This is a genomic window from Pseudomonas sp. GW822-FHT02E03 (genome assembly GCF_058802325.1).
In genome coordinates this window covers 1-26437 of the sequence record NZ_JBXAOA010000032.1, presented here as the reverse complement: position 1 = coordinate 26437, position 26437 = coordinate 1, and the positions used below count along the sequence as shown (strand labels likewise).

The following is a 26437-nucleotide window of genomic DNA, read 5'->3' as shown; positions in this document are numbered from 1 at the left end:
TTTTATGGCCGAAACAAAAGCCTGAAGCAATCAGCCGCAATTGACGCGGGTGACCACCAGGTTGTTGTCGGTGTTCAGGTTCAGGCGATCGGAGCGGTATTCCAGGGTCACCATGTCATCAGGCTTGAGGAACCGGGCATTCTGCGCGCCTGAGCGGGTACGTGCCTGCTCCAGCAATTGGGGCGAAGCCTTTTTGCCAATGGTGAATTCGGCAGCTTTGGCTTCACAACGGCTGTGGCCGGTATCGGTCGCCACGGGGTCCTTTGCCGACTCGGTGGACGTACTGCTGCAACCGGCCAGCAGAGTGGCGGCCAACAAAGTACCCAATGACGCGAGCTTCCAAGGCATGAAGCCTCCTTTTTTCAATAGTTAAGCTGAGATCGTGCGACCGCCATTTTGGCGTTTGGTTTCAGAGCGGGCGCTATCGCCCTGCCCTCGATCCGGGCAGCGGCGAGTGTGCCTGAGCATCGGCATGCCGTTCATCACTCAATCGTGACTGAATATGAATGGCGCTCAATAAACGTCGATGTAGTCGAAAGGCGGTTTCGGCCAGTTCTCCTTGAGCGCATTGAAAATCTGCATCACCCAGACCTCGTCGCTGGCCGCGACCAATCCGACATAACCGGAGCCCTTGGCCCAGGTCTCCAGGCGAAACAGCAACCCGTCGATGTCCGTACCGCCCACAATACCCGACGAAATGTAGGCGATGCCGCCCTTGGTGACCCGCAGCTGGGTGTGTTCATCGTCGCTAGCAGAGGCCAGCAGCTGACGCACCGCTTCGAGGGTCAAGCCGTCAGGAGTGTTCAAATCGATCTGCACAGCACGGTCCTTGAAAATTCGTCAAAGACCAAGTGTCGCATAGCCCTCCCCTCATGCCTAAGTCGGAGTGCCAAACGCCGCGCAAAATGGTTAACTCGATACTCAGCCTTTCCGACTTCACGAGCGCCATCATGACCACCGTAAGCATCGACGCCGACATCAAAGCCAAGTGGCCACAAGGCCACAGCTCTTACAGCCCGGGTAGCCCGGAAGAGCTGGCAATCATTGGTATCGATTTGCTGGTCAAGGAACTGGGTACACAAGCCGCACAGACATTCATCAAACAGGTTCTCGAGAAGTACCCCGCCGACTATAAGGGCGCAACAGAGACCGAGTAACGCAAAAACCCGCAGGCTGACACCTGCGGGCCAATGACTTACTTCAAACGAGACAGACGCTGGGTCAACAGGTCGAAGAAGCCCTGAGCGTCGCCGCTTTCAACCCAGAAGGCATTTTTCGGCGCCTTCAGCCCGTCATACCAGTCGACAATGGTCTGGCCGAAGGTCGGCCCTTCGCGACTATCAACCACTACGTTGACCGAACGCCCGGTGAACAGCTCCGGCTTGAGCAGGTAAGCGATGACTGTAGCGTCATGCACCGGGCCACCCGGAATGCCGTAATGCTCCATGTCGCCTTTGACGTATTCATTGAGAATATCGCCCACCAGTTTGCTGGCATTGTTGTTCAGAGCGGCGATTTGCTTCAGGCGCGCTTCACTGGTCAGGATCTTGTGGGTCACGTCCAGCGGCAGGTAGGTCAGCTTGACGCCACTTTTGAGCACCACTTCCGCAGCCTGAGGGTCGGCGAACAGGTTGAATTCGGCCACCGGGGTAATGTTGCCGCCATTGAAATGCGCACCGCCCATGATCACCACTTCCTTGATGCCCTGAACGATTTCAGGCTCCTGGATCAGCGCCAGCGCCAGGTTGGTCTGTGGACCGAGCATGGCGATGGTGATGCTGTGGGGTTTGGCGGTCTTCAGGGTATCAATCAGATAATTGACCGCATTGCCTTCGGCCAGGCCTTTCTTCGGTTCGTGCACCGTGACACCCGACAGGCCTTCCTTGCCGTGGATGTTCTCGGCATAAATCGGCGTGCGCATCATTGGTTTCGGCGCGCCCGCGTAAACAGGCACCTCCTCGCGCCCTGCCCACTCGCGGGCGAGACGCGCATTACGCGAAGTCTTGTCCAGACGCACGTTGCCCGCAACGGTGGTCAGCGCACGAATATTCAACTCGTCCGGCGATGCCAGGGCAAACAACAGGGCGACCACATCATCGGCCCCCGGATCGGTGTCGATGATCAGGTCGATCTTTTCCGCCGCTTGGGCGCTTGTTGCGGTAATCAGGGACAAAAGCAGCAGACTCCGAAGCAGATGGTGCAGTTTCTGAGCATAGCGTTGCATAGGGCACTCCTTGTGCGTGGGAAGAACTGAAAGTTAGAACGTTACTCCAGCCACCAAAACGATGTTGCAGTACGGCTGACATTCGCCTGTACGAATAATCGCCCGTGCTTGTCGGCTGAGCACTTTGAATTGGTCATGACTGAGCAGCTCGCGCCGACCCAGCGCACCGTCGGCATTCAGCTCATCCAGCGTGCCCAAGGCCGACGGTTTCTTGTCCAGAATCTCATGGGCCAGCACATGGCTTTCGACCTGCATTTCGCTCAGTACAACCTTCAAGGTACTGACGAAATCCGGAATCCCGTGAGTCAAGGCCAGGTCGATCAATTCGACGCCGGGCGGAACCGGTAGGCCGGCATCGCCGATCACCACCGTGTCGCCATGGCCCAGGGAGGCGATCAGCCGCGACAGCGCGACGTTGAGCAAAGGAGTCTTTTTCATGGTGCTTTAAAGGCCTGTACGTCGGACAAGGTGGGAATCGAAGGTTGCGCGCCAGCCCGGGTGACCGACAGCGCTGCGGCGACCTGGCCGAAACGGATCGCATCGGCCTCGCCCTTGCCAGCCGCCAACGCCGCGGCGAAACCACCGACGAACGTGTCGCCGGCTGCGGTGGTATCGACCGCCTTCACTTTCGCTGCCGGAAAATGCTCGAAGCGTTGGCCATCGGCGAACAGTGATCCTTGAGAACCCAGGGTGATGATCACTTTGCCGGCGCCCATGGCGATCAAGCGGGTGGCGGCGGTTTCGGCGGTGCTCAGGGAGTCCACCGGCAAACCGCTCAGGACCGAGGCTTCGCTTTCGTTGGGGATCAGGTAATCGATGGCCGCATACCAATCCACCGGCAGCGGGCGACTGGCCGGCGCCGGATTGAGAATCACGGTTTTACCCAGCTCACGACCGCGCTTCAGAGCATGGCCGACCGTGGCATCCGGTACTTCCAGCTGACAGATGATGACATCCGCTGCTTGTAACACCGCGTCGAAACGGTCGATCACTTCGGGCGTGAGCGCACCGTTGGCACCGGCAACAATCACGATCGCGTTCTGACTGTTGTCATCGACCACGATCAACGCTACGCCACTGGAATCTTCGACCGTGCTGACCGCCTGGCAATCGATTTGCTCGGCCAACAACGCCCCGCGCAGTGCTTCGCCATAGGCGTCGTTGCCGACACAACCGACCATCGACACTTGCGCCCCCAGCCGCGCCGCAGCCACGGCCTGGTTCGCGCCCTTGCCGCCGGAAACCGTGGCAAACGATTTGCCGATCAGCGTTTCACCACCACGGGGCAGCCGTGGTGCCCGGGTTACCAGGTCCATGTTCAGGCTGCCTATTACCACTACTTTTGCTGGCATACATCACTCGTCAATTCTGTTTCTGCGGTACTTTCGGTTTCAGCGGTACTTTTTGTTTAGCGGAATTGGGCGAACACACTGGCCAGCGGCGCAGTCGATTCGCGCAGGACAATATTGGGCGTCACGATGCGCTGATCGGTTGCCAGATCCGGCGTGGCAATCCTGCGCAACAGCACTTCGGCCGCCATCTCGCCAAGCTGCAGGATCGATTGACCAACGGTGGTCAGCGCCGGATAGACGTAACGGCTCATCTGGATGTCGTCGAAGCCGATCACCGACAACTCGGTGGGCACACGAATATTGCGCTCGGCAGCGGCGCGCAACACACCGATGCCAATCATGTCGTTACCGGCGAAGATCGCGCTGGGCGGGTTGTTTTCCAGCAGTATCGCGGCGGCGTTGTAACCACCAGTGCTGGTGAAGTCGCTTTCCAGCATGCGCTCGCGCGGCACTTCGACGCCTGCCTCTTTCAAGGCGCGGCAATAACCGGCCAGACGCATCTGCGCCACGCTGGTACTCGCCGGCCCGCCAATCGTGGCGATGTCCCGATGCCCCAGATCCAGCAGGTGCCGGGTCGCCAGGTAGGCACCGTATTCATGATCGATGCGCACCAGATCGGCATCGAGACCTTCGAGCCCACGGTCGACGATTACCATCGGCGTACGCACACCCGCCAGACCTTCGGCCAGACCGCTATCCCCCCCGGCTGAGGCAACGATCAGGCCGTCAATGCGTTTTTCCAGCAACACGCGAAGGTAGCTGCGTTGCTTGTCCGGGTTGTCGTCGGAGTTGCAGAGGATGACGCAATAGCCGTTGCGCTCGCAGTAATCCTCGATGCCTCGGGCCAACTCGGCGAAGTACGGGTTGAGGCTGTTGGGCACCAGCAGGCCGATGGTCGCGGTGGTTTTCGCTTTCAACGACCGGGCCACGGCACTGGGCACGTAGTCGAGGCTTTTGATCGCCGCCTCGACCTTGACCCGTACTTCCTCACTGACCGGCCGCGTCTTGTTCACCACATGGGAAACCGTGGTGTAGGAAATGCCCGCGAGTGCCGCTACATCCTTGATTGTTGCCATGACTCAGGTCCGCCGGCTTGCGCGCTGACTGCGATAAGTATCAAGCACCACCGCCACCACGATCACCGCACCGGTGATGATGCGTTTGGTGGGTTCGGTCGCGCCGATCTGCGCCAGACCGGCCGCCAGTACCGAGATGATAAGGACGCCAAAGAAAGTGCTGATGACCGAGCCGCGCCCGCCCATCAGGCTGGTGCCGCCGATCACGACCGCGGCGATCACCTGCAGCTCCAGACCGGAGCCGGCATTCGGGTCCGCCGCTTCCAGGCGCGAAATCTGAAACAACGCAGCGATACCGGCCAACAGCCCCATCAGGCTGAAGACCAGGATCTTGTAGGGCTTCGGATTGATCCCCGCCAGACGCACTGCTTCTTCGTTGGTGCCGATGCCGATCAGGTAACGACCGAACACCGTACGCGTCAGCACGGCCTGGGCGATGAAGATAATCAGCAAGGCAATGATGAACGACGGGGAGATGCCGAAGGCGATCGGGTTGGACAGCCAGGCGAAGGCATCACCGATGTAGGCGGTGCGCGAACCGGTCATTTGATACGCCAGGCCCCGCGCCATTTCCAGCACGCCGAGGGACACGATGAACGACGGAATCCGCCAGGCCACGGTGATCGAGCCGGTGATGGTCCCGGCCAATGCCGCCACCGCCATGCCGAGCAAGGCCGCAGGCAAGACGCTCCAGCCCCAACCGAGAATCGCCACGCTGACCGCCGAGGCCGCGAGCGCCAGTACCGACCCCACCGACAAGTCGATACCGCCGATGATCAATACGAAGGTCATGCCGACCGCCAGCACCATCAAATCGGGAATCTGGTTGGCCAGGGTGCTGAAGGTGTCGTAGGACAGGAAATGGCTGCTCAAGACCGAGAACAGCGCGACCATCGCCAGCAAGGCACCGGCCAGGCCCAGATAAGTGCCGAGGCCGTAAAAATTGCCACTACGTTTGCCGGCCAAAGATGCAGTATTCATGGAAGATCCCTAGGCGCTGCTTCGTTGAACAGCGCATCACGTTTTTGGTAGCCGGCGAAAGCGGCGGCAAGCAAATCATCCTGGGTCCAGCTGTCACGCTCGAAGGTGTCAATCAGACGCCCTGCCGACAGCACACCGATGCGATCGCAGATCAGCATCAGTTCGCGCAAGTCGCTGGACACCACTACCAGCGCTTTGCCCTGACGGGTCAACTCACCGAGTAATGCGTAGATATCGAACTTGGCGCCGACGTCGATGCCACGGGTCGGCTCGTCGAACAGCATCACCGTACAGTCGCGCTCCAGCCAACGGCCGATCACGACTTTCTGCTGATTACCGCCGGACAGTTCCGATACCAGTTGCGTCGGGCTGGAACTGCGAATGCGCATGGCGTTGATCTGACGCTGGGCCAGAGACATCTCGTCACCGTTGTTGACGAAGCCACCGCTGGAAATCACCGGCATATTGCCCAAGGCGATGTTGGCGCTGATCGATTGCGTCAGCAGCAGGCCTTCGCCTTTGCGGTCTTCAGTGATCAGGGCGATGCCGTGACCGACCGCGTCGGCCGGCGAACGAATACTCACCACCTGAGCCGACGCCCCCAGCGCGACGGTGCCGCTGTCAGCTGTATCGGCGCCGAAGATCAGGCGCAGTAACTCGGTGCGCCCTGCCCCGATCAAACCGGAAATTCCGAAAATTTCGCCGGCGCGCACTTCGAAAGACACGTCGCGGACTTTGTCGGAACGGGTCAGCCCTTTGACCGTCAAGGCCGGCGCGCCGATCTTGCGCGGCCCCATGTCGATGTGCTCGCCCAATTCACGGCCGACCATCAAGGTGACCAGTTGCTCGCTGTTGTAATTGGCCATCGGCTCGACGCAGACCAGGTTGCCGTCGCGCAATACCGCGATGCGCTGGGCTACCCGAGCCAGTTCTTCGAGGCGGTGGGAAATGTAGATGATCGACACGCCACGCGCTTGCAGGCGAGTGATCTGCTCGAAGAGCATTTCAACTTCACGGGCCGTGAGCATTGCTGTCGGCTCGTCGAGAATCAGCACGTGGCAATCGCCGATCAGATTGCGGGCGATCTCCACCATTTGCTGATGGCCGATACCCAGTTCGCCGACCAACGTATCTGGATCGATGGCGTCCAAGCCGACCTGGGCCATGGCCTCGATCGCCGCCTTGCGCAGTTGCTTGCGGCTGATCCAGCCACCGTGGCTGGGCAGGTTGTCGAGAAACAGGTTTTCCGCCACCGACAACGTCGGCAACAGATTGAGTTCTTGCATGACCATGCGGATGCCCAGCTCTTCGGCCTGGCTCCGGCTGCCTGGACGGTAATCCCGCCCCTGGAATCGCATCTGGCCGGTGGTCGGCGCGACCAGTCCACCAATGATTTTCGACAGCGTACTTTTACCGGCACCGTTTTCGCCGGTCAGCGCCAGCACTTCACCACGCATCAGTGTCAGGTCAATACCGGTGAGGACAGGTTGGGCATAGGTTTTACCGATACCGCTGACCGAGAGGACAGCGTTCGGGGCGCAAACTGACATAAAAACTCTCCATGTGCTCGCCCCAGGAGGCGAGCACCGTTGTGTCGCCAGAAAGACTACTTGGTAACCAGCTCTACCGGAGTTTCGATGACGCCGTTGGCGCCGCTATCGACCGTCTCACCCTTGATGATTTTCAGCGCCGTCTCGATGCCGAATACCGCTTGGCGGGCAGCGAACTGGTCGGCGGTGGCCAGGACGCGGCCATCCTTGAGCATTGGCTTGATGGCGTTGATGTTGTCGTAACCAACCACCTGCACCTTGCCGGCCTTGCCCGCCGCGCGCACGGCAGATACTGCGCCGACCGCCATACTGTCGTTGCCGGCCAGCAGGGCCTTGATGTTCGGGTATTCGCTGAGCATCGAAGAGGCAACCTTGCCGCCCTTGTCGATTTCCCAATCGCCGGACTGCAGGGACACGACTTTGATCTGCGCCGCCTCCATCGCATCCTTGAAGCCAGCCGTACGCTGCTGGGCGTTGGTGGTGGTGGAAACGCCTTCGATGATGCCGACTTCGTCACCAGCCTTCAGCTGTTTGGCCAGGTACTCACCCACCAGACGCGCGCCTTTGCGGTTGTCCGGACCTACGAACGGAACGGTGATGTTTTTGCTTTTGACCACGGCCGGGTCCAGCTGGTTATCGATGTTGATCACGGTGATGCCGGCATCGACTGCTTTCTTGATGACCGGAACCATGGCCTTGGAGTCTGCCGGAGCGATGACCAATGCGTTGACTTTGGACAAAATCATTTGCTCGACGATGCGCGTCTGGCCGGCCGTGTCCGTCTCGTCCTTGATGCCGTTGGAGATCAGTTCGAAGTCGCCGGAGTGGTCTTTCTGGTAGGCCTTGGCGCCGTCTTCCATAGTCAGGAAGAATTCGTTGGCCAGGGATTTCATGACCAATGCGACTTTAGGTTTTTCAGGGGTTTCGGCGAAAGCCGAAGAGACGGGCAACGCAGCGGATGCGGCAGCCAGCATTGCGACAGCGAGAAGACGTCCAGCGAATGGCAGCTTCATGGGTTCACTCCGATCTTATGATTATTCTGAGCAATGCTTGCGCTGGACTCTGCCCTTACGGGATCAAGCCATCAAGGGCGACCGCGCAAACGTTTGCGTAGACCGAACTATGCGAACCCTATCGAGATTTGTCAACGACCCGTTCTGTGTCTCGGTTGGCAAAAGCCAACCCTTTTACATCACGCTGTGGTGCTGACCAGACTGCCACTGCTGGAACCCTTGGCCAGCTCTTTGACCAGATTGCCTGTCACTTGCGCGAGCGCACCGCTGGTATCGGCGATTTGCCCCTGAATCGACATGACCGCGGTGGCTTTGGCTTCCGGAGTCGGGTAATTCGCTGCCTGAGCGGCCGCCAGTTGCTGCTGCTGTTCGCGCAGTTGCTGCTGCAGTTCCTGCATGCGCTTGAGCAGTACCTGCACCGCAATACTTTGATTGCTGCTTTTTTCGGATTTGGGTTCGCCCTGAGTCTGCGCACCGCCACCGGTTCTGACTTGGTTGTCACTACCTGCCTCTTCACCCAGCGTTTGGGCTGAGGCGTCGGACGTCGCTTCACTCAAGGCGTTGATAGTCGCCGGAGACTTGCCCGCGATAGTGATGGCACCTGCATTTGGAAAACCGACAGTAAACGACATATGAACTCCTGGAAAAGATCCCTTTAGAGGAGCATCGACCTGTGCGGGGATTTCTTTAGCACTGATTTCCGATTTTGCAAGTCGACTGTCTCAATGAGGGTCGGAGAGCCGAACGTAAAAGCTACATCTGTTCGGAAACCCGGACACCCAAGTGCGAATACTTTTCCAGACGTTTCAATAATTCATATAAAAATCATATGGTTAAAAGATCTTATTGTTGAATATCAGGCTGGTACAGATCCTGCTCTTCTCCTACACCCCCGGCGTTCAGATCTGCTTGGGGGCGTGTCTAGATGAACCTGCATCCGCAACGTTTCACTACGAGAGAAAACAATAATGAAATCTGCCTTCAACACTTTTATTCCGGGCGCTTTGGCCCTGCTATTGCTTCTGCCCACCGCCCTTCAGGCAAAAGAAGTCGAAACAAAACAGAAACTGGCGAACGTGGTGATCCTGGCCACCGGCGGCACCATCGCCGGCGCGGGTGCCAGTGCCGCCAACAGCGCCACCTATCAAGCGGCGAAAGTCGGTATCGAGCAGCTGATCGCAGGGGTTCCGGAACTAAGCCAATTGGCCAACGTTCGCGGCGAACAGGTCATGCAGATCGCATCCGAAAGCATCACCAACGACAACCTGCTGCAACTGGGCCGTCGCGTGGCTGAACTGGCCGACAGCAAAGACGTCGATGGCATTGTCATCACCCACGGCACCGACACGCTGGAAGAAACCGCTTACTTCCTCAATCTGGTGGAAAAAACCGACAAGCCGATCATCGTCGTAGGCTCCATGCGCCCTGGCACCGCCATGTCGGCCGACGGCATGCTGAACCTGTACAACGCCGTCGCCGTGGCCAGCAGCAAAGACGCGCGCGGCAAAGGCGTACTGGTGACCATGAACGATGAAATCCAGTCGGGTCGCGATGTCAGCAAAATGATCAACATCAAGACCGAGGCGTTCAAAAGTGCCTGGGGCCCACTGGGCATGGTGGTCGAAGGCAAATCCTACTGGTTCCGCTTGCCAGCCAAGCGCCACACCATGGATTCGGAATTCGACATCAAAACCATCAAGAGCCTGGCTGACGTCGAAATCGCCTATTCCTATGGCAACGTCAGCGACACCGCCTACAAAGCCCTGGCTCAATCGGGCGCCAAAGCCATCATCCACGCCGGTACCGGCAATGGCTCGGTCTCGTCCCGCGTGGTTCCCGCCCTGCAAGCCCTGCGCAAGGACGGCGTACAAATCATTCGTTCTTCCCACGTCAACGCCGGTGGTTTCGTACTGCGTAACGCCGAACAGCCTGACGACAAGTACGACTGGGTTGTGGCTAACGACCTGAACCCGCAAAAAGCCCGCATCCTGGCCATGGTCGCGCTGACCAAGACCAACGACAGCAAAGAGCTGCAACGGATGTTCTGGGAATACTGATCCGCCCTCGCCCGACCTGTTCTGGTCGGGCATCGCTGCCACCACTCGCCAGCCTTGGTGAGTGGTTCACGACCTATTCCGATAAAAAATTTCCCATCGTCCTACACCAAACGGAAAAAACTACTGTCAGAGGATTTTCTTGAATTTTAAGCAGTTGCGAAAATGCTTACAGTTAAATACTGTATGTCCGTACAGCTTAATAAGGATAATTCCGTGGCCACCACCTCTGTCTCTCCTGATACCTATGAACGCCTGGGTATGCGCATTCAGAAAATCATCAATTCCCCCACCGCTCAAAAAGCCAAAGCGGCACTGATCTTCCGTCTTCCAGATGAACCGGTGGATGAGTGGGAACGCTTGCTCGAAGAAATCGACGAGAACGATAACGTCACCCTCGCCCATCGCGACGATGGCGGTGTGCAGATTTTCTGGGTTGTGCCAAAGGAAGACTGAGTCAATGAGTGTCCGCTGGTTTGCTTTACTGCTTCTGCTCATCACCCTTGGCGCCCAGGCTGGCGCCCCACGCACCTTCAACGAAGCCAAGAAAGTCGCGTGGAAGTTGTACGCCCCGCAATCCACCGAGTTTTATTGCGGCTGCAAATACACCGGCAACCGCGTGGACTTGGCCGCCTGCGGCTATGTGCCGCGCAAAAACGCCAAACGCGCCTCGCGCATCGAGTGGGAACACATTGTCCCGGCCTGGCAGATCGGCCATCTGCGCGAATGCTGGCAACAAGGCGGTCGCAAGAACTGCACACGGTACGACCCGACCTATCAAAAAGCCGAGGCCGATCTGCACAATCTGGTGCCGAGCATCGGCGAGGTGAATGGCGATCGCAGCAACTTCAGCTTCGGCTGGTTGCCCGTGCAATCGGGTCAATACGGTTCGTGCCTGACACAGGTCGACTTCAAGGCGAAGAAGGTCATGCCCCGCCCTTCCATTCGCGGCATGATCGCCCGGACTTATTTCTACATGAGTAAGCAATACGGCTTGCGCCTGTCAAAACAGGATCGGCAACTGTATGAAGCCTGGAATAAAACCTATCCGGTACAAACCTGGGAACGTCAACGCAATCAGAGCGTTGCGTGCGTGATGGGGCGCGGCAACGAGTTTGTCGGCCCGGTGGACATGAAAACCTGCGGCTGACCGGCCGCTGAAAACACAAAGGCCTGGGGCATCACACCTCAGGCCTTTGTTCGTTTCTAAACGCCGTTTTTTGTTTATTGAGCCGTCGGATGTTCGACCACCAGCGACTCGATATTCCTTTTCTTTGCCCGGGTGAGCGCTGCCGTCACCTCAGCTTGCTTGGCTTCTGCCTCGGTTTTCGAATTAAACGGCCCTATCAGGATCCGAACCTTTCCATTCTCCCTGATGACGCTGGAAACGAAGCTATGCTCAATCAGCCAGCCGCTCAGGTCGCTGACCGCCTGGGGGGTTTCGCCGCGCACCTCGACGTCCCATTGCGGACCGGTTGTCGCCGCGGGTGCGGAAGCGACTGTCGGTTGCGGCTTTTGCGCGTTAACCCCCTTACCCTCATCGCACCCGGCCAACGTCAATACTGCGATTACCAAGGCCACTTTACGCACAACGCTTCCCTCTGAATGCTGAAAGCGGCGATTTTAACACTCATGGATCCTGCTCGAGCGCCGCAAAATGGGCGCAAAACAACGAGAATGATGGTTGCGGCCTCTGTATAGTTACGCCTTGGGAATTAATGCAGCATCTGCGCGTCAGAAAGAGGCACCCAAACTGCGAGACTTCGCACTAATCTATACCTATACCGACCTCTGCACTGTCCGAATCAGGTGCCCTACAAAGCAATCAAGGAGAAAACCATGCTGATACTCACCCGCAAAGTCGGTGAAAGCATAAACATCGGTGACAACATTACGATCACCATTCTGGGCGTTAGCGGCCAGCAAGTCCGGATTGGCATCAACGCCCCGAAAGACGTTGCGGTGCATCGCGAAGAAATCTATCAACGCATTCAGGCCGGCCTGACCGCCCCAGACAAACCGCAAACACCCTGAATCCTGCTGTGGTCAGTAGCCAGCCCATTCTGCCTCGAATAACGGCTGGCTAAAGATTCAAGCACCGCATCGCTCTCCGCCCAGCCTCTCTTTGCTATGCCTTCGCAACGTGGAGCCGATACTAGCGCCCTCGCCTCATGCCTGACTGTCAGACGTTTCGGATTTGCTGCGAGAAAGGGCTTCCTCCTTCCCGGCTAGCCAAACGCGACCCCACGCGCCATGCCCGTGGCGGCCACAACCATCAGCACCAGCAGCAGCGCCTCGATATGACTGATACGGGCAAATAGCGTTGCGCGCCCGGTATCGATCGCCGCCCCACGCCCCAGCGCAATCCGCCATTTGATCAGCGCCACCATCGGTGCAATTTCAAGCAGCAGGATAAGGACGAAGAGCGTCATTTTGAGGTGAAACAGCGGCTGGTGAAGGTAGTAATCAGTGCCTTTTTCATACCCACCAAAAGCTCGCATCCCTCCCGTGACCAAGAGAATGACTGCAGAGATCCCCCACAGATTATCCGCAACCAGAACGCTGCGCGCCTCCCCTGTCCCGGCAATCAGACGACGTAAAGCCCTACCGCGGGTCAGTACCGCCCAGAAGCCCAGCGCAAAGGCCAAGAGGTGAATCGCCGCCAGAAACCAGTGAATCAGCATCGACATACTCCCTACAGACGAAGTTGAAACAGCCCTACAGTAGTAGTTCATCGGAGGATATTTGCCCAAAGCACGTGGCTCCGCTGATACACCGCCATCGACATGAGGTCACTATGCGTAAGGATTACCTGGCTTTCTTTATCTCGCTGTTCCTGTCCCGGCAGGCTGACCAGATCCTGCTGTTCATCGTCCCGCTGATTGTCTTTCAGACCACCAACAGTGTCTCTTTGGCCGGCCTGGCTTTTTTTGCCGAGTCGTTGCCGCGCTTTCTGGCATTTCCCGTATGCGGTGCACTGTGCGACAAGTTTTCGCCCATTCGCATCCTGCACATCAGCCAGGTCTACCGTGCGGCGGCCTGCGTCGCAGCCGTGGCACTGTATGGCGTGTTTGATGGCATCTACTGGATCGTGATTCTGTCCGTGCTGTGCGGCGTGCTGACCACCCAGGGCATCATGGCCCGCGAAGTGGTCATGCCCTACATTTTCAAGCAATACACCTACACCAAGACCCTCTCCTATTCGCAGATCGCCGATCAGACCGGGCTGGTGCTTGGCCCACTGGTCGCGGCGCTGATGCTGGAAGTCTGGGCGTGGCACTGGGTGGTGCTGGGGATTGCCGGGCTGTTTCTGCTGGCTGATCTGGCGATGCTGATCTGGCAACGCTCCAGCTCGATCACTCTGGAGTCGTTCGAGCAACATCAGGACATCTGGCTGCAACCGCTGCGCATTGCATTCGGGCATATTCGCGACCTGGCGGAACTGCAGAAGGTGATCAGCCTGGCGGTGGGCGTGAACCTGATCATCGGTATCACCCTGGCCACATCAGCAGCCATGGTGATCGGCCAATACAGCGCCAGCAAAGACTTTTATGCAGGGCTGCAAGCCGCCGGGGCGGTGACCACCATCGTCATTCTGTTCTTCCTGGCGCAGGTGACCTTACCGATGAGAGTACTGGGAGTCGTTTCTTATACGATGATTGCCGCCGGCGCTCTGACCACTGCCTTCAGTCCGAACGCTTGGGGGTATGCCATCGGCTTCCTGCTGATTGTCGGTTTCGACAAGATGTTCAACGTATACATACGCAGCATCCGCCAGCGGGTGATTCCGCCCAAGGACTTCGGCAAGACCGTGGGCGTCATTACCTTGCTGAACAATCTTTCTCAACCATTGGCCGGATTGCTGATCGCCTTGTTGGCCGCCCCTCTGGGAGCACAGAAAGTCATTCTGCTGCTGGCGGTGATCACTGGCTTGATCGGGGTGGGCGTGGCGCTTTTTGCCAGGGCAAGCAATGCAACTGCTGTCCCAGTGCCCGATTCAATTGGCAAATAGCAGACACAAAAAAGCCGGGCTCCTGATGGATACCCGGCTTGAGAGCCTTTGACTCAATGCGTTCTTTTTGAAATCGAAGTGCGAGCGTTGCTCAACCCTTTAGTGTTGTGATCGCCAGGCCTGGAGGCCGAAATGGCAGAGGCCTTCGCCACCCCTCGCGTATCCTTGGAGTGGGCAATGCCCGAAGTGACTGAACCACGGCCGCGATCACCGTTACGATCGCTACCGTAGTGGTTGCCACTGACGCCATGGTCCCGAACGGCTCTGCCTGCGTGATCACTGCTCAAGCCTGCGCCGTGGCCATTGCTGCTGACGCCGCCAGAATGGCCGGAATTACCGCTGCCACCATGACCGCCGCCATTGCCGCCGCCGTTACCACCACCGTTACCGCCGCCATTGCCACCGCCGTTACCACCACCACCACCACCACCACCACCACCACCACCACCACCGTCTTTCGCGTAGGCGGAACTCATGATGGACAGGTCAGCGGGCAATAATGGGGCGGCCGCAAGCATCATCACGCATGACATGACGGCTGCAAAACTCTTGTTTTTTAATAACATGGGGAGGTTCCGTGTGGTTGATATTGCACGGAGTAATTGACTGTTTCGGTGGCACACAGTTCAAAAACCGACGACCAGCGGGCAGGCAATGTGCAATTATCGAAAAAATGCACATTGCTTCCCGTGATTTACAGGTCGTTATGCTGCGAGGACGCGATTGAATTGGTCGGTTTCATATCAATCGAATGCGCCATTGAGAACCTCGTAGATGATCCCGGTAGCGATTGCCACCAATATCAAGTCAGTGCCAGCCTGGCGCCACTCGTAGCCATCGTAATGCGGAAGCCTGCCGAGCAATCGGCCATCGAGTTTTTTGGCGATCCCCGGCGGTAGCGGTTTTCCACGGGCGAGGTTTTTTTGAATGCCGGGTGGCAAGGCGGGCCCGGGGCTCCAGTAGTCGCGATAACCACCCACAATGCCAAGGACACTACCGTGGTTGATGCTCGGGCCGTGACTCCAATCGTCACCCCCTGAACCTTTTCCTTTGTTTCCATGGCTGGCGTTGCCATGGTCCTGGATGTTTTGTGGATTTCCCTTGCCGCTTCCCTGGCCCTTCCCGTTTCCCGGGTCGGCCAATGCAGTCATTGAACCGGACGCCAAGGCAAGACACGTCATAGCGGCAATCAACGAGCGAGATCTAAACATATCCGTTCTCTCAGAAAGGGGATGGCCCCTGCAATGTATAGACGGTTATGGCTGCGTTAGTTCAGAAACTCTGTTCGCTGGAGGTGGCGACAGGCCAGACGGGAAAAACCGAACGATTGGAGAGCAAAGCTGACCCAGTCCGTTGATAACCGGGAAAAGAAAATCGAGCACCTGGAGGTGGGCGCCGAGTTGGCGTTTTAAGTGGGTTTTTGCAAAAGTTTTGCAAATCGCAGTGTCTAGTCCTGAAACAGGTGTAAACCTTATTCAGGACGGGACACAGACAACAAAAAAGGGCCCACCTTTCGGTGAGCCCTTCTAGACCGCCCAGCAGAGCGGATTTTGTTTGGTAGGCGCGATTGGACTCGAACCAACGCCCCCCCCACCATGTCACATCCTGGTCCTACGACGTAGGTCCAAATACTGGACGCTCAATCCTCAACGCTGTCGATAGCGAAGTTGATGAATGCTGAACAACAGATGAGCATGAACCGAGCATCCGCTTTAGTTGGAGCAGAGGCATTGTCTAATAGTGCATGCCTGATGCCACCAGCATCACTGGTATAGCCGTATAACGTCTGAAACGCCGACTTTAAGCTCGCATGAAGATTGTGTTTGACCTCTAGGATCTTGAGTGCTTGACCCAGCGTGGCCTTATCATCACCCACCAGTTTCTTCGCAAGAGATTCAACAGCACTGATGCTTTCTTTGATCGAGTTACGATAATCAGGGCTCTGTCTGTCCGTAAGCAACCCCAGTGACGTTTGTAAGTGAGTTCTCACCCCCGCATATCGATCAGATCCCGAAATCGCTTTTTCAACTTCTTCAATTTCATCACTTGAGGTTATTGGTGTGACCTTCCCAGAAACAAAGCGATAGGCCGAGTTCTCACGTGCCAACACCTTGTTAAAGCCTTCAACAAGTGCTTCTCCAGAGGCTCTGTGATTCATTCCCACCACAAACTCTAAGAAACTATAGAGTCGGTGCCACTTCATCTTGAAGTAGTTTTCTCTAATCCTTTCTTTGAGTGTAGACCACCGGGTTGGAATGGTATCTACAGGAACTTTGTAAAAATCGCTGTAGAGCACTTCCGCAAAGTCCTGAAAGTTCGAGCCTCTAAGCCTATCCGGATAGGTTTTGTCGCGCGAGTAAAACCCAGTGAAGCAGTGGAGAGTTAACACATTCCAAAGAGCATTCTGTAGAGCCACGTCAATACTATCGACTTGTGCAACTTTCACCGCTGGAACAAGCCCCATGCGCTGTGAAAAGCTCAACTGATTCTGATCATCAAGCATAGAGTTTCCTTACAGTAGTCAATTTAATGATACTAGCTGATGGCAGAGTGCCTGACCATAACCTCTGGAAGCTACCCGAAAAACCTACAAAAACCCTGCTGGTAAAGGAGGCAATAAACGCGTACTGCTGCCCCCTAAGCCAGAATTTCCGGGCTCTACGTGACATATGGTCAAGCTCGAAACGGGTGAAGACACTCACAGTTGAGGTTTCCGTAGAAAAGCGGTGATTTTTGGTGCAAAAAACTGATTTTCGTCAGTAACGAGCCCACCCCGATGCCCTTGCGGAAAGACAGACCTGAGCTAGCGTTGATGGTGTCGCCGCCGTGGCGATAAGCCATCAAGGAGCAGCACATGGCTAACAAGCGTGGTCGAGACTCAGGGAATGGTCAGTTCATTCCTATTGAGAAAGCAAAGAAAAACCCAAAGACGACAACGGTAGAAACTATCCCGAAGCCAACCAAGCCAAAGGGTAAATAGCATCACCGTGAGGGTGTCGCTAGACTCCCTCACACCCATCAAGGATGAATACTCCATAGGCCATTCCAACCGCCGCAGTGCAACCGCTACCGCTATCCCTACCCTCATGTTTATTCCTTCCGCATATTCCCTCATATTGACGATTAGTCTAGTGCACGGGTATCCATCCGTTGTTCTGGTAGGCAGCCCACACCTTTGTGGCGAGGTAACAGGCTAACCCAGCGAACAGCAGTCTATTTCGGATTCTATAGAGCCTGGTTATTCTTTCGATACTACGGCCATTAAGCTCATTCAGCTTTCGTCTTCGGGTATCGGGGTCTCTGATTTGTAATGCCTTGGCGTTGTCATACATGAGTATCAACTTCGCCTCTAGACGCTTGAACCCGTAGATAGCACTGCTGGCAAACACTAGCAAGCTACCCAGTAGGAACGTTTCCTTGTTGATCCCCAGTTCCCCATACGGATTTGTCTGGGCAAGATATGCACATATCGCCAATGTCGCCCCGAGGATGAAATAGTCCAGCTTGGTGTCTTCGTCATGCGAGCGGTAGATCAACTGGTCTATCCGGTGCTGTTCTTCTGCCATAGTTGTATCTCGACTCGGTTTGGTCAGGTACGCTTACCGGTTACATAGCCTGATACCATCACGTCCCACGAAGTTTCAGAACGGTGCATAAAAACCCCACCAGAGTGGGGTCTGAAGCTTTTAGTTCTGGAATCGCCTGAGTGCCTCTACTAGCGACTCTCTTCCCTTTGTCTTCCACTCTACCGGTGGAGCTTCGCTGATTGACACGAAGGCTTCATAGATGGAAATACCAGCGGACGCAGCGGCAGCATCAATGCTGTCACGAGCATATTTGACCGCTGCCTCTCTCGTAGTACCCGCTACGTAAGTCACCGTCCAGAGCGTTGTTAGGTTGTGCTTCGTAAACTTCTTTTTCTTGAGCTCTTCATTGAACTTAGTGCGAGCTGTTGAGCTTACACCGTTATCCAAGTCGACTGTCGCGGCGGCATGAAAGGCCATGATTCACTCCCCCCGCGCTTGGTTGGATTGGGAAACTAGAGAGGCTGCAAGCGCTTTGGTATCAGCGCTGTACTTCTCGCTAGCCAGCACCATGCCTGCCTTGGCTTCCATATCTTCACCGGTCTGCTTGCGAGTAGATGCTTGAGCCAGAACAGAACCTGCTAGCTCCTTTGCTGTGATTGAGGCTTTGGGGTTGCGGAGGGTGTCAGAAGCTAGCTTGGCGACTTTCGCGGATGACTGCTTTGGGTTTTTTGACATAAGGTAATCTCCAGCACAAGGTTGAATTATCAGCCCTAGGGAGTACCACCCAGCAGAGAACCGTTGACGATCCCGTCAATGTTTGGCTCAATGCAGCCCCCCCTAGGGCTAACGTAATCACTACTGTTTAGCTTTAGACGGTGCGGGTGGTTGTGTTCTAAGTTGTGGAGACCGAAGCACGACCACTCGCAGACTTTTCTAAGTACCTCATTCGAGGTCAGCAGCTAACGACAATCCCCTACATGTAGGGGGTTCTTTGTCGCTTGGATACAAGATAATGCGTTTTTGGTGGTGCTGCAACGTACTACCTGTGGATAAACCTGTGCGTAAATTATGTGTGGAAGCAAAAATTGCGTCTTAATGCATAGGAATTCACATAAAGCGCAATTTTGTTCACTCTAAAGCTAATAAAATTTTTTTCGTCTCGATGACGACGCATACATCCGTCACGGTTCGCTGCGATTGCTGTGGTCGCCATAGGCATATCCCATCTTCGCCGTTTCCCGTTCACTCTCTCTCCAGTACATGTCGCTCAGCGCCCTATGTAACCGCTCGCGTCCAACCTTCATTGCTGCAAGGGCAGTAGCGCTGTCGCGGCGCATGACAATTAACCCGGCCATGCAGGACATTAGGAAAAGCCACTGGACAGGCTTCATGAAACTTGCCAGCTTGAATCACCTTTCCACCTACGCATGGTGCTACTACATGTCGGATCTCACCTTCATATCTTCGTTCACGAACAACGCCTTAGTGATCCTTGACGGCCTTGGCGATGATGACCAGCAGAACGGGCGCTGGCTTGAAGAAACAGTGAACGACCTCTCCGCCAGACTCCAGAGACCCGGCTACTGCATTCGGCACCGCGTTTACGATACCAAAGAGCTTTACGCCGTCCTCAAGATGGTTGAGACAGCGTGTAAGACAGGCGTCACTAAGCCGGTTCTGCATTTCGAGTGTCACGGAGACGCGGAGAAGGGATTGTTCCTCACCCGCAGTGGCGAGTACGTAGGATGGCAAACCCTTTTGCACCTGGTATCAGGGGTAAATGCGGCTAGCCGGAACAACACAGGCTTAGTTCTTGCGTCTTGCCACGGGTTTGAGATTTCGAAGTTGGTACGCATCAATCAACCGTGCCCCTTTCACTTCGTCTTGGGGCCGGACACCGCCGTCACGGCTGGCGAGCTGAAAGTTGAAATGACGGCGTTTTACAGAATGATTATGGCAACCAACGACCTGAATGCAGCAATGGGCGAACTTGATGAGCAGTACAAGCGCTTCCTTTGTACTGAATGGTTCTACCGCGAGTTTGCCATTTTCGTGATCAAGAATTTTTCTGGGAAGGCGAAGTCCGCCATGACCGAAACCATTCTGAACGATCTCATTGCCATAAGAGGCAATGGTCGACTCAAAGACCTTCGCAAAAAGGTGAAGGATCATATTCGAACGCCAGCAATCGCGTTTCGTGATACGTCAAAAATGTTCCTTCATAACAAGCAACCAGTGAGCTACGCCCAGTTTGAAGCGTTTGTGAAAAGCCACCACTAGCACTTCTTTTCATCACTCGAGGCAATGACTACAGGTGACGGAAAGAACTGGATACTCGGTCACTCAATTGCCGAGGCTGCCCCCCCTACTTCACCTCCGATATGGGGAAGAATCCCACCTCAAAAAGGCCACTCTCGACGTTCACATTGCCCCGTGTGAACGAACCCGATATTTTGTGAACGTTCTGCAAGAAATCACAGACAACAAAAAAGGGCCCACCTTTCGGTGAGCCCTTCTAGACCGCCCAGCAGAGCGGATTTTGTTTGGTAGGCGCGATTGGACTCGAACCAACGACCCCCACCATGTCAAGGTGGTGCTCTAACCAACTGAGCTACGTGCCTGCTGTGAGGCGGCATTCTACGGAATTCCGGAGGGGTGTCAACACCTTTTTTTCACCTAACCCTATGAATATGCAAAATATTTAATTTTGCTGTGGCAAAGAAGATTTTCCGCTGGCTGGCGGTCGTTTTTTAACTCGGGTAGGATCGTTGCACTCGTAAAATATATTAAACAGAGGCTGCAGGATGGCGAACACTCCCTACCCAGAGTCCTATTACGCCGCATCGGCCAATGTAGCGCCGCCGCGCCCGGCCTTGCAGGATGATGTAGAGACTGATGTCTGTGTCATCGGCGCCGGTTATACCGGCCTGTCCTCTGCCCTGTTCCTGCTGGAGAACGGTTTTCGGGTAACAGTCCTGGAAGCCGCCAAAGTGGGTTTTGGTGCATCGGGGCGCAACGGCGGCCAGATCGTTAACAGTTACAGCCGTGATATCGATGTGATCGAGCGCAGTGTCGGCCCCAAGCAAGCTCAGCTATTGGGCCAAATGGCGTTCGAGGGTGGGCGGATCATTCGTGAGCGGGTGGCCAAATACAACATCCAGTGCGACCTGAAGGACGGCGGCGTGTTCGCCGCCATTACCGCCAAGCAGATGGGCCATCTGGAATCCCAGAAGCGCCTGTGGGAGCGTTTCGGTCATACGCAACTTGAGCTGCTGGATCAGCGACGCATCCGTGAAGTGGTGGCTTGCGATCAATACGTCGGCGGCATGCTCGATATGAGCGGCGGGCATATTCATCCGCTCAATCTTGTCTTGGGCGAGGCAGCAGCCGTGGAGTCGCTGGGCGGCACCATTTACGAGCAGTCGCCAGCGGTGCGCATCGAGCGCGGCACCAATCCGGTGGTGTATACGCCTCAGGGCAAGGTCAGGGCCAAATTCATCATCGTCGCCGGCAACGCTTACATCGGCAATCTGGTGCCGGAGCTGGCGGCGAAGTCGATGCCCTGCGGGACTCAAGTGATCGCCACCGAACCCTTGGGCGATGAATTGGCCAAGCGCCTGTTGCCTCAGGACTACTGCGTCGAAGACTGTAACTACCTGCTTGATTACTACCGTCTGAGCGCTGACAAACGCCTGATTTTCGGCGGCGGCGTGGTCTATGGCGCGCGCGATCCAGCGAACATCGAGGCGATCATTCGACCAAAGATGCTCAAGGCCTTCCCGCAGCTCAAGGACGTGAAAATCGATTACGCCTGGACCGGCAATTTCCTACTGACCCTGTCGCGACTTCCCCAGGTCGGACGGCTGGGCGACAACATCTACTATTCCCAGGGTTGCAGCGGCCACGGCGTAACGTATACACACCTGGCGGGCAAGGTACTGGCCGAAGCATTGCGCGGTCAGGCCGAGCGCTTCGACGCCTTTGCCGACCTGCCCCACTACCCGTTTCCCGGCGGACAATTGCTGCGTACACCATTCGCTGCATTGGGCGCCTGGTATTACGGATTGCGAGACAAACTGGGTTTCTGACGGGACACACAGACGAAAAAAGGGGCAACTGAAAAGTTGCCCCTTTTTTACATCAGCATCTCTCGCCCTGATTAAGGCGTACACCTTCTGATCTATTTTCAGAAATAGACCGTATTCAGAAGTCGACCGTCGCCGAAAGGAGGTAGGTGCGTGGGGTCGACAACGTCAAGCCAGGTTCGCTGTCATCCGAGGCCCCGGCAGAACTCCAGTAGCGTTTGTCCGCCACGTTCTCGACATTGGCACGCAGGGTGATGTTCTTTTCATCGATCTTGAACGCGTAGCGTGCACCCACGTCGAAACGCTCCCAGGCGTCGATTTCCTTGTTGTTGGACTGGTCCAGATACTGCGAGCTGGAATAAAGGCCGCGACTGGTCAGGGTCAGGCCCTGTACGGTCGGCACGTCCCACTCGGCGCCCAGATTGACGTTGTATTTCGGCGTGGCCGGTGCCCGGTTGCCGTCGTAGGTGCCGTTGGTGGTGTTGCTCAACTCGCTGTCGATGTACATGACACCGCCGAGCAGGCGGAAACCTTTAAGCGGTTCACCGAACACACTCAGCTCCACGCCCGTATTCTCGCGCTTGCCGTTCGGGCCGAAAACCCGCGTCGTGGCGTTGGTCTCATAGGCCGGCTGCTTGATCCGGAACACTGCGGCGGTCACGGCGAACGCACCCGCGTCATACTTGGCGCCGACCTCGACCTGGCGACTGATGAACGGCGGGAATATCTCATCCTCGTTCACAGAGGTCGACGGCGCGATCTTGCCCTGGCTCAGGCCCTCCATGTAGTTGGCATACAGCGACAGCTTATCGGTTGCCTTGAACAGGATGCCGCCCGACGGCGATACCTTTTCTTCATCGTAGGCCGTGGCGCCTTTGACATCATCCGTCCAGTCGTCAACCTTTACGCGCTGCCAGCGGGCGCCGAGAGTCAGCAGCAGCCGGTCATCGAAGAAGCCCAGAGTGTCGGACAACGCCACGCCGCTGAAGCGGTTCTCGGTGTAGACCTTCGAATCGAGCCGAGTGGGTCTGACAGGTGTTGGTGTTTCCACGGGGTCGTAGAGGTTGCTGCGGGCCGCGGCATAACGGGCGCCGCCATTTTCGAAGTCCATGTAGAAATAGCTGGCGGCCAGATTGACTTCATGGCTCACCGGACCGGTATGAAACCAGTTGCGCACCCCTGCCGTGGCCGTCCGGACATTTTCGTCACGGGTGAAATCACGCGGCTGAACGCTGAAATCGCCGGCATCATTGGTGACCGCAACGGCATGCCGGAGGAAGTCATGATTGCTTTTACGCGCGCCCACGCCCCCGTACAGCATGATGGAATCGCTGACATCAAATTCGCCGTTTACCGCCCCGAACGTGTCGTTGGTACTCGCCTTGCTCCAGGGTTGTGCATAGTTGTCGCGCACATCGTTCGCATTCGGCACCTTCGCATTGGCGCCGACCTGCACGCGCTCCTGCGGGGCGTCGGTATCACGCTCGGTGCGCCCGATGTCCGTCGAGAGTCGCAGGCGCTCACCGCGAAAATCCAGGCCCAGCACGGCCATCTCGCGGTCGACACTCTGGTGATCCCATTCGGTGTCGCCGGACTGCTTCACGCCGTTGAAACGAATACCGAACTTGTTGTCCTCACCAAAGCGCCGACCAACATCCACGGCACCGCCGACCTGATTGTCGGAAGCGTAGCTACCGGTGAACGAAGTGATGGGCTTGTCGGTCGCGCGCTTGGGCACCACGTTGATCCCGCCACCCACACTGCCCCGCGGCGAGATGCCGTTGATGAGCTGGCTCGGGCCTTTGATGATGTCAACGCGGTCAGCCATCTCCATGTCGATCGTATAGGTCGGCAGGACGCCATAGAGACCGTTGTAGGCGACATCACTGTTGAACAGGCTGAACCCGCGAATGGTGAACTGCTCATAGCGCCCACCCGCCGGGTTGGTGGCGCGAACCGAAGGATCACTGGCGATCAGGTCGCCCAAGGTCCGAGCCTGCAGGTTTTTGACTGCCTCGCCGGTGTAGGTGGTCATGCTGAACGGCGTTTCCATGAAATCTTTCGAGCCCAGCAAGCCTTGCGACCCGCGACGCGCGACCTGGCCGCCGGCATACACCTCGCCGTCCGCCCCGCCCGTGGCACCGAGAATCGAGGTGGGGGCCAGTTGCAGGCTGCTGCCTTCTGGCGCCGGGGTCAGGATGTAGGCCTGTTCGCCCACCGGCTGCAGCTGCAGACCAGAACCCTGCAATAGCCGGGCAAAGCCCTCCTCGACCGCGAATTCGCCGGAAAGACCAGGGCTGGTGCGACCACCCACCAGTGCCGGGTCTACCGAAAGATTGACGCCAGACAGACCGGCGAAGCGGGTCAGCGCATCGCTCAGGCTGCCGGCAGGCACCTGATAATTGCGCCGGGCACTGTCTTCGGCCCAACTGGCTGTGATGAATAATGGACTGGCACTCAGGCCCAGCAACAGGCTCAGGTGCAACAACGGACGCAGGCGGGAAGAAGCCGGACGCGGACAGCAAGGTATTACTGCGGGCATTGATAGAGTTCTCTTGATTCGTTCACATGCCTTGAATGACAAGCGAGCCGAAAAAAGGGGACAGGCTTCACACACTATTTTTGCGCGGCAGCAACGTCACCCAATAACGGGTACGTGAATGCACCTCCAGCGGCAGACTGGCCGCGAGCAACGCGAGGACGCGATCGGTGTCGTCCAGACGGAAACTGCCGGTGACACGCAACGCTTCAAGCTCCGGCTCCCAACGCAGCACACCCGGTCGATAAGTGCCGAGTTCGCGCAGGAAATCCCCCAGCGGCTGGTTTTTCGCTATCAGCATGCCTTCTCGCCAACCCGGCGCAAGCACATCGAATGGGCTGATCGGCCCGACACCGGTTGCTTGAAGGCTGACTTGTTGACCAGTGCGCAAAGCCAACGCCGCCCCCTGCAATGGCTGCAATTGCACGGCGCCGTTGTACACCGATACGCGGCAACCACGCGCTTGCTGACGTACGCAGACTTCGCTTTGGCTGACGATGATCTGTCCAAACTTCGTTTGGATCGTCAGCGGTGACGCGCTTGGCACCTTCAGCGACAGTTCGCCCTCAATCAGCTTCAAGCGACGGCTCTGCAAATCCACATCGACGGCACTGGCCGTGTTGAGTTGCAAGGAACTGCCATCAGCGAGTTGCACCTGTTTGCGCTCTCCGGTGGCCGTATGCAGATCGGCTCGCCAGACATCCAGGGGCAATTGCCGGCTGATCAGCCAAGCGGCCGGCACCAACGCCACCGCACCCAATGCACGCTTGAGCACTACGCGCCGACCCGGCTCGGGGCGATCCAGACTTTTGAGCGCCAACGCTGAAGGCAGACTGGCAAACCGCTGACGCAAGGCTTGAGCCTTCTGCCAAGCCTGCTCGTGACTGACGCAACTGTCGCGCCAACGCTGCAGATTCGCACGATCCTGCTCGTTGGCACTTCCAGATTCCAGCAAGGCGAGCCACTGCGCGGCAGCTCGCACCGCCTGACGGGCATCTGGCACCGGACTGTTCACAGTTCCACCAACAGGCAATGCTCATAGGCTTGCGCCATGTAGCGTTTGATCGTGCGCTCCGATACCTGCAGGCGCTCGGCGATTTGCTGATAGTTCAAACCTTCCAGCTGACTCCAGAGAAACGTCCTACGTACTGCCGCCGGCAATCCGTCGAGCAATTCATCCAGGGCTTGCAGGGTTTCGAGCAACAACCAGCGCTGCTCGGGCGACGGCACACAGTCTTCCGGCAACGCCGCCAGTGCCGTCAGATAAGCCTGCTCGAGGCTTCGACGTTTATAGAAATTACTCAGCAGGCGTTTGCCCACGGTAAGCAGATAGGCACGGGGCTCTTGCAGATCGGCAATTCGTTGAGAGCTGGCGAGCAAACGCAGGAACGTATCCTGGCTCAGGTCCGCCGCATCACAGCCATTGCCCATGCGTCTTCTCAACCAGCCTTCCAGCCAGCCACGGTGATCGCGGTACAGATCGTGGAAGGTTTGCTCCTTCGGCATCGCTGCATCACTCATCTCAAGAAGCCCTGTGCCAAGGAGTCATCGTAAATGAGAGTGATTCTAATTAATGTCGGAGCTGTGAACCAAGTCCTTTATGCAATTGGGGCGCAGAAAGGTTGGGCAGGAAGGACATGAGAGAGGAAAAGCCAAATCGCAGACACAAAAAACCCCGGTCTTTCGACCAGGGTTTTTGCTATCGACTCGAAACATCCGCCGGCTTTAACAGCGACTTGCTTCGTAGCTCCAAGGCGTTCAGTGGGCCTTGAGGCAGATATGGCGCAGCGGACGGGACTCGAACCCGCGACCCCCGGCGTGACAGGCCGGTATTCTAACCGACTGAACTACCGCTGCGTATCGCTTTGGACTTTCGTCCAAGTAACTCGTCTGACTGGAAAGCTTCGAGGCTTTTCAATCTCGAGGCAGGTAAACCTGACTCGGAAAATATGGCGCAGCGGACGGGACTCGAACCCGCGACCCCCGGCGTGACAGGCCGGTATTCTAACCGACTGAACTACCGC

Annotated in this window: 30 protein-coding genes and 2 tRNA genes; 9 read left to right on the top strand and 23 right to left on the bottom strand. The window is 56.8% G+C overall.

The window, feature by feature from the left end:
• Nucleotides 1-30 precede the first annotated feature (30 nt).
• Both AC1RQB_RS21050 and AC1RQB_RS21045 read right to left on the bottom strand, forming a co-directional pair.
• Nucleotides 31-348 carry an I78 family peptidase inhibitor gene (locus AC1RQB_RS21050; protein WP_008075866.1) on the bottom strand — a complete coding sequence of 106 codons (318 nt, stop codon included), beginning with the start codon at nucleotides 346-348 and terminating at the stop codon, nucleotides 31-33.
• 165 nt (nucleotides 349-513) lie between these two features.
• Complete coding sequence (locus AC1RQB_RS21045; protein WP_008075867.1) at nucleotides 514-819, bottom strand: hypothetical protein; 306 nt, start codon at nucleotides 817-819, stop codon at nucleotides 514-516.
• A gap of 131 nt (nucleotides 820-950) precedes the next feature.
• Here AC1RQB_RS21045 and AC1RQB_RS21040 point away from each other — a divergent pair, with 131 nt between their 5' ends.
• Nucleotides 951-1157 (top strand): hypothetical protein, encoded by a 207-nt coding sequence (locus AC1RQB_RS21040; RefSeq protein ID WP_063340416.1) that lies wholly within the window; start codon nucleotides 951-953, stop codon nucleotides 1155-1157.
• 38 nt (nucleotides 1158-1195) lie between these two features.
• Here AC1RQB_RS21040 and AC1RQB_RS21035 read toward each other — a convergent pair whose 3' ends face one another.
• From AC1RQB_RS21035 to AC1RQB_RS21000, 8 genes are all read right to left on the bottom strand, one after another.
• A complete protein-coding gene (locus tag AC1RQB_RS21035) occupies nucleotides 1196-2224 on the bottom strand; it encodes a nucleoside hydrolase (protein ID WP_063340417.1) in 1029 nt (342 codons plus the stop codon).
• A 33-nt stretch (nucleotides 2225-2257) separates the two neighbouring features.
• On the bottom strand, nucleotides 2258-2662 hold the full coding sequence (rbsD, locus tag AC1RQB_RS21030; RefSeq protein ID WP_008075869.1) for a D-ribose pyranase: 405 nt from the start codon (nucleotides 2660-2662) through the stop codon (nucleotides 2258-2260).
• Nucleotides 2659-3576, bottom strand: a complete 918-nt coding sequence (gene rbsK / locus AC1RQB_RS21025) for a ribokinase (protein WP_063340418.1) — start codon at nucleotides 3574-3576, stop codon at nucleotides 2659-2661. The genes rbsD and rbsK overlap by 4 nt, the downstream gene beginning before the upstream one ends.
• A gap of 56 nt (nucleotides 3577-3632) precedes the next feature.
• On the bottom strand, nucleotides 3633-4652 hold the full coding sequence (locus tag AC1RQB_RS21020; RefSeq protein WP_008075873.1) for a LacI family DNA-binding transcriptional regulator: 1020 nt from the start codon (nucleotides 4650-4652) through the stop codon (nucleotides 3633-3635).
• A gap of 3 nt (nucleotides 4653-4655) precedes the next feature.
• On the bottom strand, nucleotides 4656-5633 hold the full coding sequence (locus AC1RQB_RS21015; RefSeq protein ID WP_007905898.1) for an ABC transporter permease: 978 nt from the start codon (nucleotides 5631-5633) through the stop codon (nucleotides 4656-4658).
• A complete protein-coding gene (locus AC1RQB_RS21010; RefSeq protein WP_063340419.1) occupies nucleotides 5630-7183 on the bottom strand; it encodes a sugar ABC transporter ATP-binding protein in 1554 nt (517 codons plus the stop codon). The genes AC1RQB_RS21015 and AC1RQB_RS21010 overlap by 4 nt, the downstream gene beginning before the upstream one ends.
• A gap of 56 nt (nucleotides 7184-7239) precedes the next feature.
• Nucleotides 7240-8196 (bottom strand): sugar ABC transporter substrate-binding protein, encoded by a 957-nt coding sequence (locus AC1RQB_RS21005; RefSeq protein WP_008075878.1) that lies wholly within the window; start codon nucleotides 8194-8196, stop codon nucleotides 7240-7242.
• 179 nt (nucleotides 8197-8375) lie between these two features.
• Entirely contained in the window at nucleotides 8376-8828 is a 453-nt protein-coding gene (locus tag AC1RQB_RS21000; RefSeq protein ID WP_063340420.1) for a hypothetical protein, read from the bottom strand.
• A 336-nt stretch (nucleotides 8829-9164) separates the two neighbouring features.
• Between AC1RQB_RS21000 and AC1RQB_RS20995 the strand changes: the two genes are divergently transcribed.
• The 3 genes from AC1RQB_RS20995 to AC1RQB_RS20985 all read left to right on the top strand — a co-directional run bounded on the left by AC1RQB_RS20995 (nucleotide 9165) and on the right by AC1RQB_RS20985 (nucleotide 11400).
• The gene (locus AC1RQB_RS20995; protein WP_063340421.1) at nucleotides 9165-10253 is read left to right on the top strand and encodes an asparaginase; all 1089 of its coding nucleotides are present in this window, start codon (nucleotides 9165-9167) and stop codon (nucleotides 10251-10253) included.
• A 162-nt stretch (nucleotides 10254-10415) separates the two neighbouring features.
• The gene (locus AC1RQB_RS20990) at nucleotides 10416-10706 is read left to right on the top strand and encodes a DUF1654 domain-containing protein (protein WP_063340422.1); all 291 of its coding nucleotides are present in this window, start codon (nucleotides 10416-10418) and stop codon (nucleotides 10704-10706) included.
• A 4-nt stretch (nucleotides 10707-10710) separates the two neighbouring features.
• The gene (locus AC1RQB_RS20985; protein WP_063340423.1) at nucleotides 10711-11400 is read left to right on the top strand and encodes an endonuclease; all 690 of its coding nucleotides are present in this window, start codon (nucleotides 10711-10713) and stop codon (nucleotides 11398-11400) included.
• A gap of 74 nt (nucleotides 11401-11474) precedes the next feature.
• Here AC1RQB_RS20985 and AC1RQB_RS20980 read toward each other — a convergent pair whose 3' ends face one another.
• A complete protein-coding gene (locus AC1RQB_RS20980) occupies nucleotides 11475-11840 on the bottom strand; it encodes a hypothetical protein (RefSeq protein ID WP_063340424.1) in 366 nt (121 codons plus the stop codon).
• A 249-nt stretch (nucleotides 11841-12089) separates the two neighbouring features.
• Between AC1RQB_RS20980 and csrA the strand changes: the two genes are divergently transcribed.
• Nucleotides 12090-12284, top strand: a complete 195-nt coding sequence (gene csrA, locus AC1RQB_RS20975; protein ID WP_007905913.1) for a carbon storage regulator CsrA — start codon at nucleotides 12090-12092, stop codon at nucleotides 12282-12284.
• A 194-nt stretch (nucleotides 12285-12478) separates the two neighbouring features.
• On the opposite strand, the gene AC1RQB_RS20970 is transcribed toward csrA, so the two are convergent.
• On the bottom strand, nucleotides 12479-12934 hold the full coding sequence (locus AC1RQB_RS20970) for a DUF2214 family protein (protein ID WP_008075884.1): 456 nt from the start codon (nucleotides 12932-12934) through the stop codon (nucleotides 12479-12481).
• Between the two features lie 113 nt (nucleotides 12935-13047).
• Here AC1RQB_RS20970 and AC1RQB_RS20965 point away from each other — a divergent pair, with 113 nt between their 5' ends.
• On the top strand, nucleotides 13048-14262 hold the full coding sequence (locus tag AC1RQB_RS20965; protein WP_063340425.1) for an MFS transporter: 1215 nt from the start codon (nucleotides 13048-13050) through the stop codon (nucleotides 14260-14262).
• Between the two features lie 53 nt (nucleotides 14263-14315).
• On the opposite strand, the gene AC1RQB_RS20960 is transcribed toward AC1RQB_RS20965, so the two are convergent.
• The 3 genes from AC1RQB_RS20960 to AC1RQB_RS20950 form a co-directional block, all read right to left on the bottom strand.
• A complete protein-coding gene (locus AC1RQB_RS20960; RefSeq protein ID WP_241824443.1) occupies nucleotides 14316-14828 on the bottom strand; it encodes a hypothetical protein in 513 nt (170 codons plus the stop codon).
• A 177-nt stretch (nucleotides 14829-15005) separates the two neighbouring features.
• Nucleotides 15006-15473 (bottom strand): anti-virulence regulator CigR family protein, encoded by a 468-nt coding sequence (locus tag AC1RQB_RS20955; protein ID WP_008007237.1) that lies wholly within the window; start codon nucleotides 15471-15473, stop codon nucleotides 15006-15008.
• 428 nt (nucleotides 15474-15901) lie between these two features.
• Nucleotides 15902-16765: an AbiJ-NTD4 domain-containing protein gene (locus tag AC1RQB_RS20950; RefSeq protein ID WP_081235188.1), complete on the bottom strand. Its 864-nt coding sequence runs from the start codon at nucleotides 16763-16765 to the stop codon at nucleotides 15902-15904.
• A 351-nt stretch (nucleotides 16766-17116) separates the two neighbouring features.
• On the opposite strand from AC1RQB_RS20950, the gene AC1RQB_RS20945 reads away from it, so the two are divergent.
• Complete coding sequence (locus tag AC1RQB_RS20945; RefSeq protein WP_259333009.1) at nucleotides 17117-17242, top strand: hypothetical protein; 126 nt, start codon at nucleotides 17117-17119, stop codon at nucleotides 17240-17242.
• Between the two features lie 148 nt (nucleotides 17243-17390).
• Here the strand turns inward: AC1RQB_RS20945 and AC1RQB_RS20940 are convergent, their stop codons facing one another.
• The 3 genes from AC1RQB_RS20940 to AC1RQB_RS20930 form a co-directional block, all read right to left on the bottom strand.
• Nucleotides 17391-17828, bottom strand: coding sequence for a hypothetical protein (locus AC1RQB_RS20940; RefSeq protein WP_063340427.1), 438 nt, complete (start codon nucleotides 17826-17828; stop codon nucleotides 17391-17393).
• A gap of 120 nt (nucleotides 17829-17948) precedes the next feature.
• On the bottom strand, nucleotides 17949-18266 hold the full coding sequence (locus tag AC1RQB_RS20935; RefSeq protein ID WP_063340428.1) for a hypothetical protein: 318 nt from the start codon (nucleotides 18264-18266) through the stop codon (nucleotides 17949-17951).
• A 3-nt stretch (nucleotides 18267-18269) separates the two neighbouring features.
• Nucleotides 18270-18524 carry a hypothetical protein gene (locus AC1RQB_RS20930; RefSeq protein WP_063340429.1) on the bottom strand — a complete coding sequence of 85 codons (255 nt, stop codon included), beginning with the start codon at nucleotides 18522-18524 and terminating at the stop codon, nucleotides 18270-18272.
• 654 nt (nucleotides 18525-19178) lie between these two features.
• On the opposite strand from AC1RQB_RS20930, the gene AC1RQB_RS20925 reads away from it, so the two are divergent.
• Nucleotides 19179-20069 (top strand): hypothetical protein, encoded by an 891-nt coding sequence (locus tag AC1RQB_RS20925; RefSeq protein WP_063340431.1) that lies wholly within the window; start codon nucleotides 19179-19181, stop codon nucleotides 20067-20069.
• A gap of 264 nt (nucleotides 20070-20333) precedes the next feature.
• On the opposite strand, the gene AC1RQB_RS20920 is transcribed toward AC1RQB_RS20925, so the two are convergent.
• Nucleotides 20334-20410, bottom strand: a tRNA-Val gene (locus AC1RQB_RS20920).
• A 183-nt stretch (nucleotides 20411-20593) separates the two neighbouring features.
• On the opposite strand from AC1RQB_RS20920, the gene AC1RQB_RS20915 reads away from it, so the two are divergent.
• Entirely contained in the window at nucleotides 20594-21877 is a 1284-nt protein-coding gene (locus AC1RQB_RS20915) for an NAD(P)/FAD-dependent oxidoreductase (RefSeq protein ID WP_063340432.1), read from the top strand.
• Between the two features lie 115 nt (nucleotides 21878-21992).
• On the opposite strand, the gene AC1RQB_RS20910 is transcribed toward AC1RQB_RS20915, so the two are convergent.
• The 4 genes from AC1RQB_RS20910 to AC1RQB_RS20895 form a co-directional block, all read right to left on the bottom strand.
• Entirely contained in the window at nucleotides 21993-24416 is a 2424-nt protein-coding gene (locus AC1RQB_RS20910) for a TonB-dependent receptor (RefSeq protein ID WP_063340433.1), read from the bottom strand.
• Nucleotides 24417-24483: 67 nt separating this feature from the next.
• The gene (locus tag AC1RQB_RS20905; RefSeq protein ID WP_063340434.1) at nucleotides 24484-25428 is read right to left on the bottom strand and encodes a FecR domain-containing protein; all 945 of its coding nucleotides are present in this window, start codon (nucleotides 25426-25428) and stop codon (nucleotides 24484-24486) included.
• Complete coding sequence (locus tag AC1RQB_RS20900; RefSeq protein WP_008075897.1) at nucleotides 25425-25934, bottom strand: sigma-70 family RNA polymerase sigma factor; 510 nt, start codon at nucleotides 25932-25934, stop codon at nucleotides 25425-25427. The genes AC1RQB_RS20905 and AC1RQB_RS20900 overlap by 4 nt, the downstream gene beginning before the upstream one ends.
• A 259-nt stretch (nucleotides 25935-26193) precedes the next feature.
• Nucleotides 26194-26270: transfer RNA gene (locus AC1RQB_RS20895), tRNA-Asp, on the bottom strand.
• Nucleotides 26271-26437: the final 167 nt, after the last annotated feature.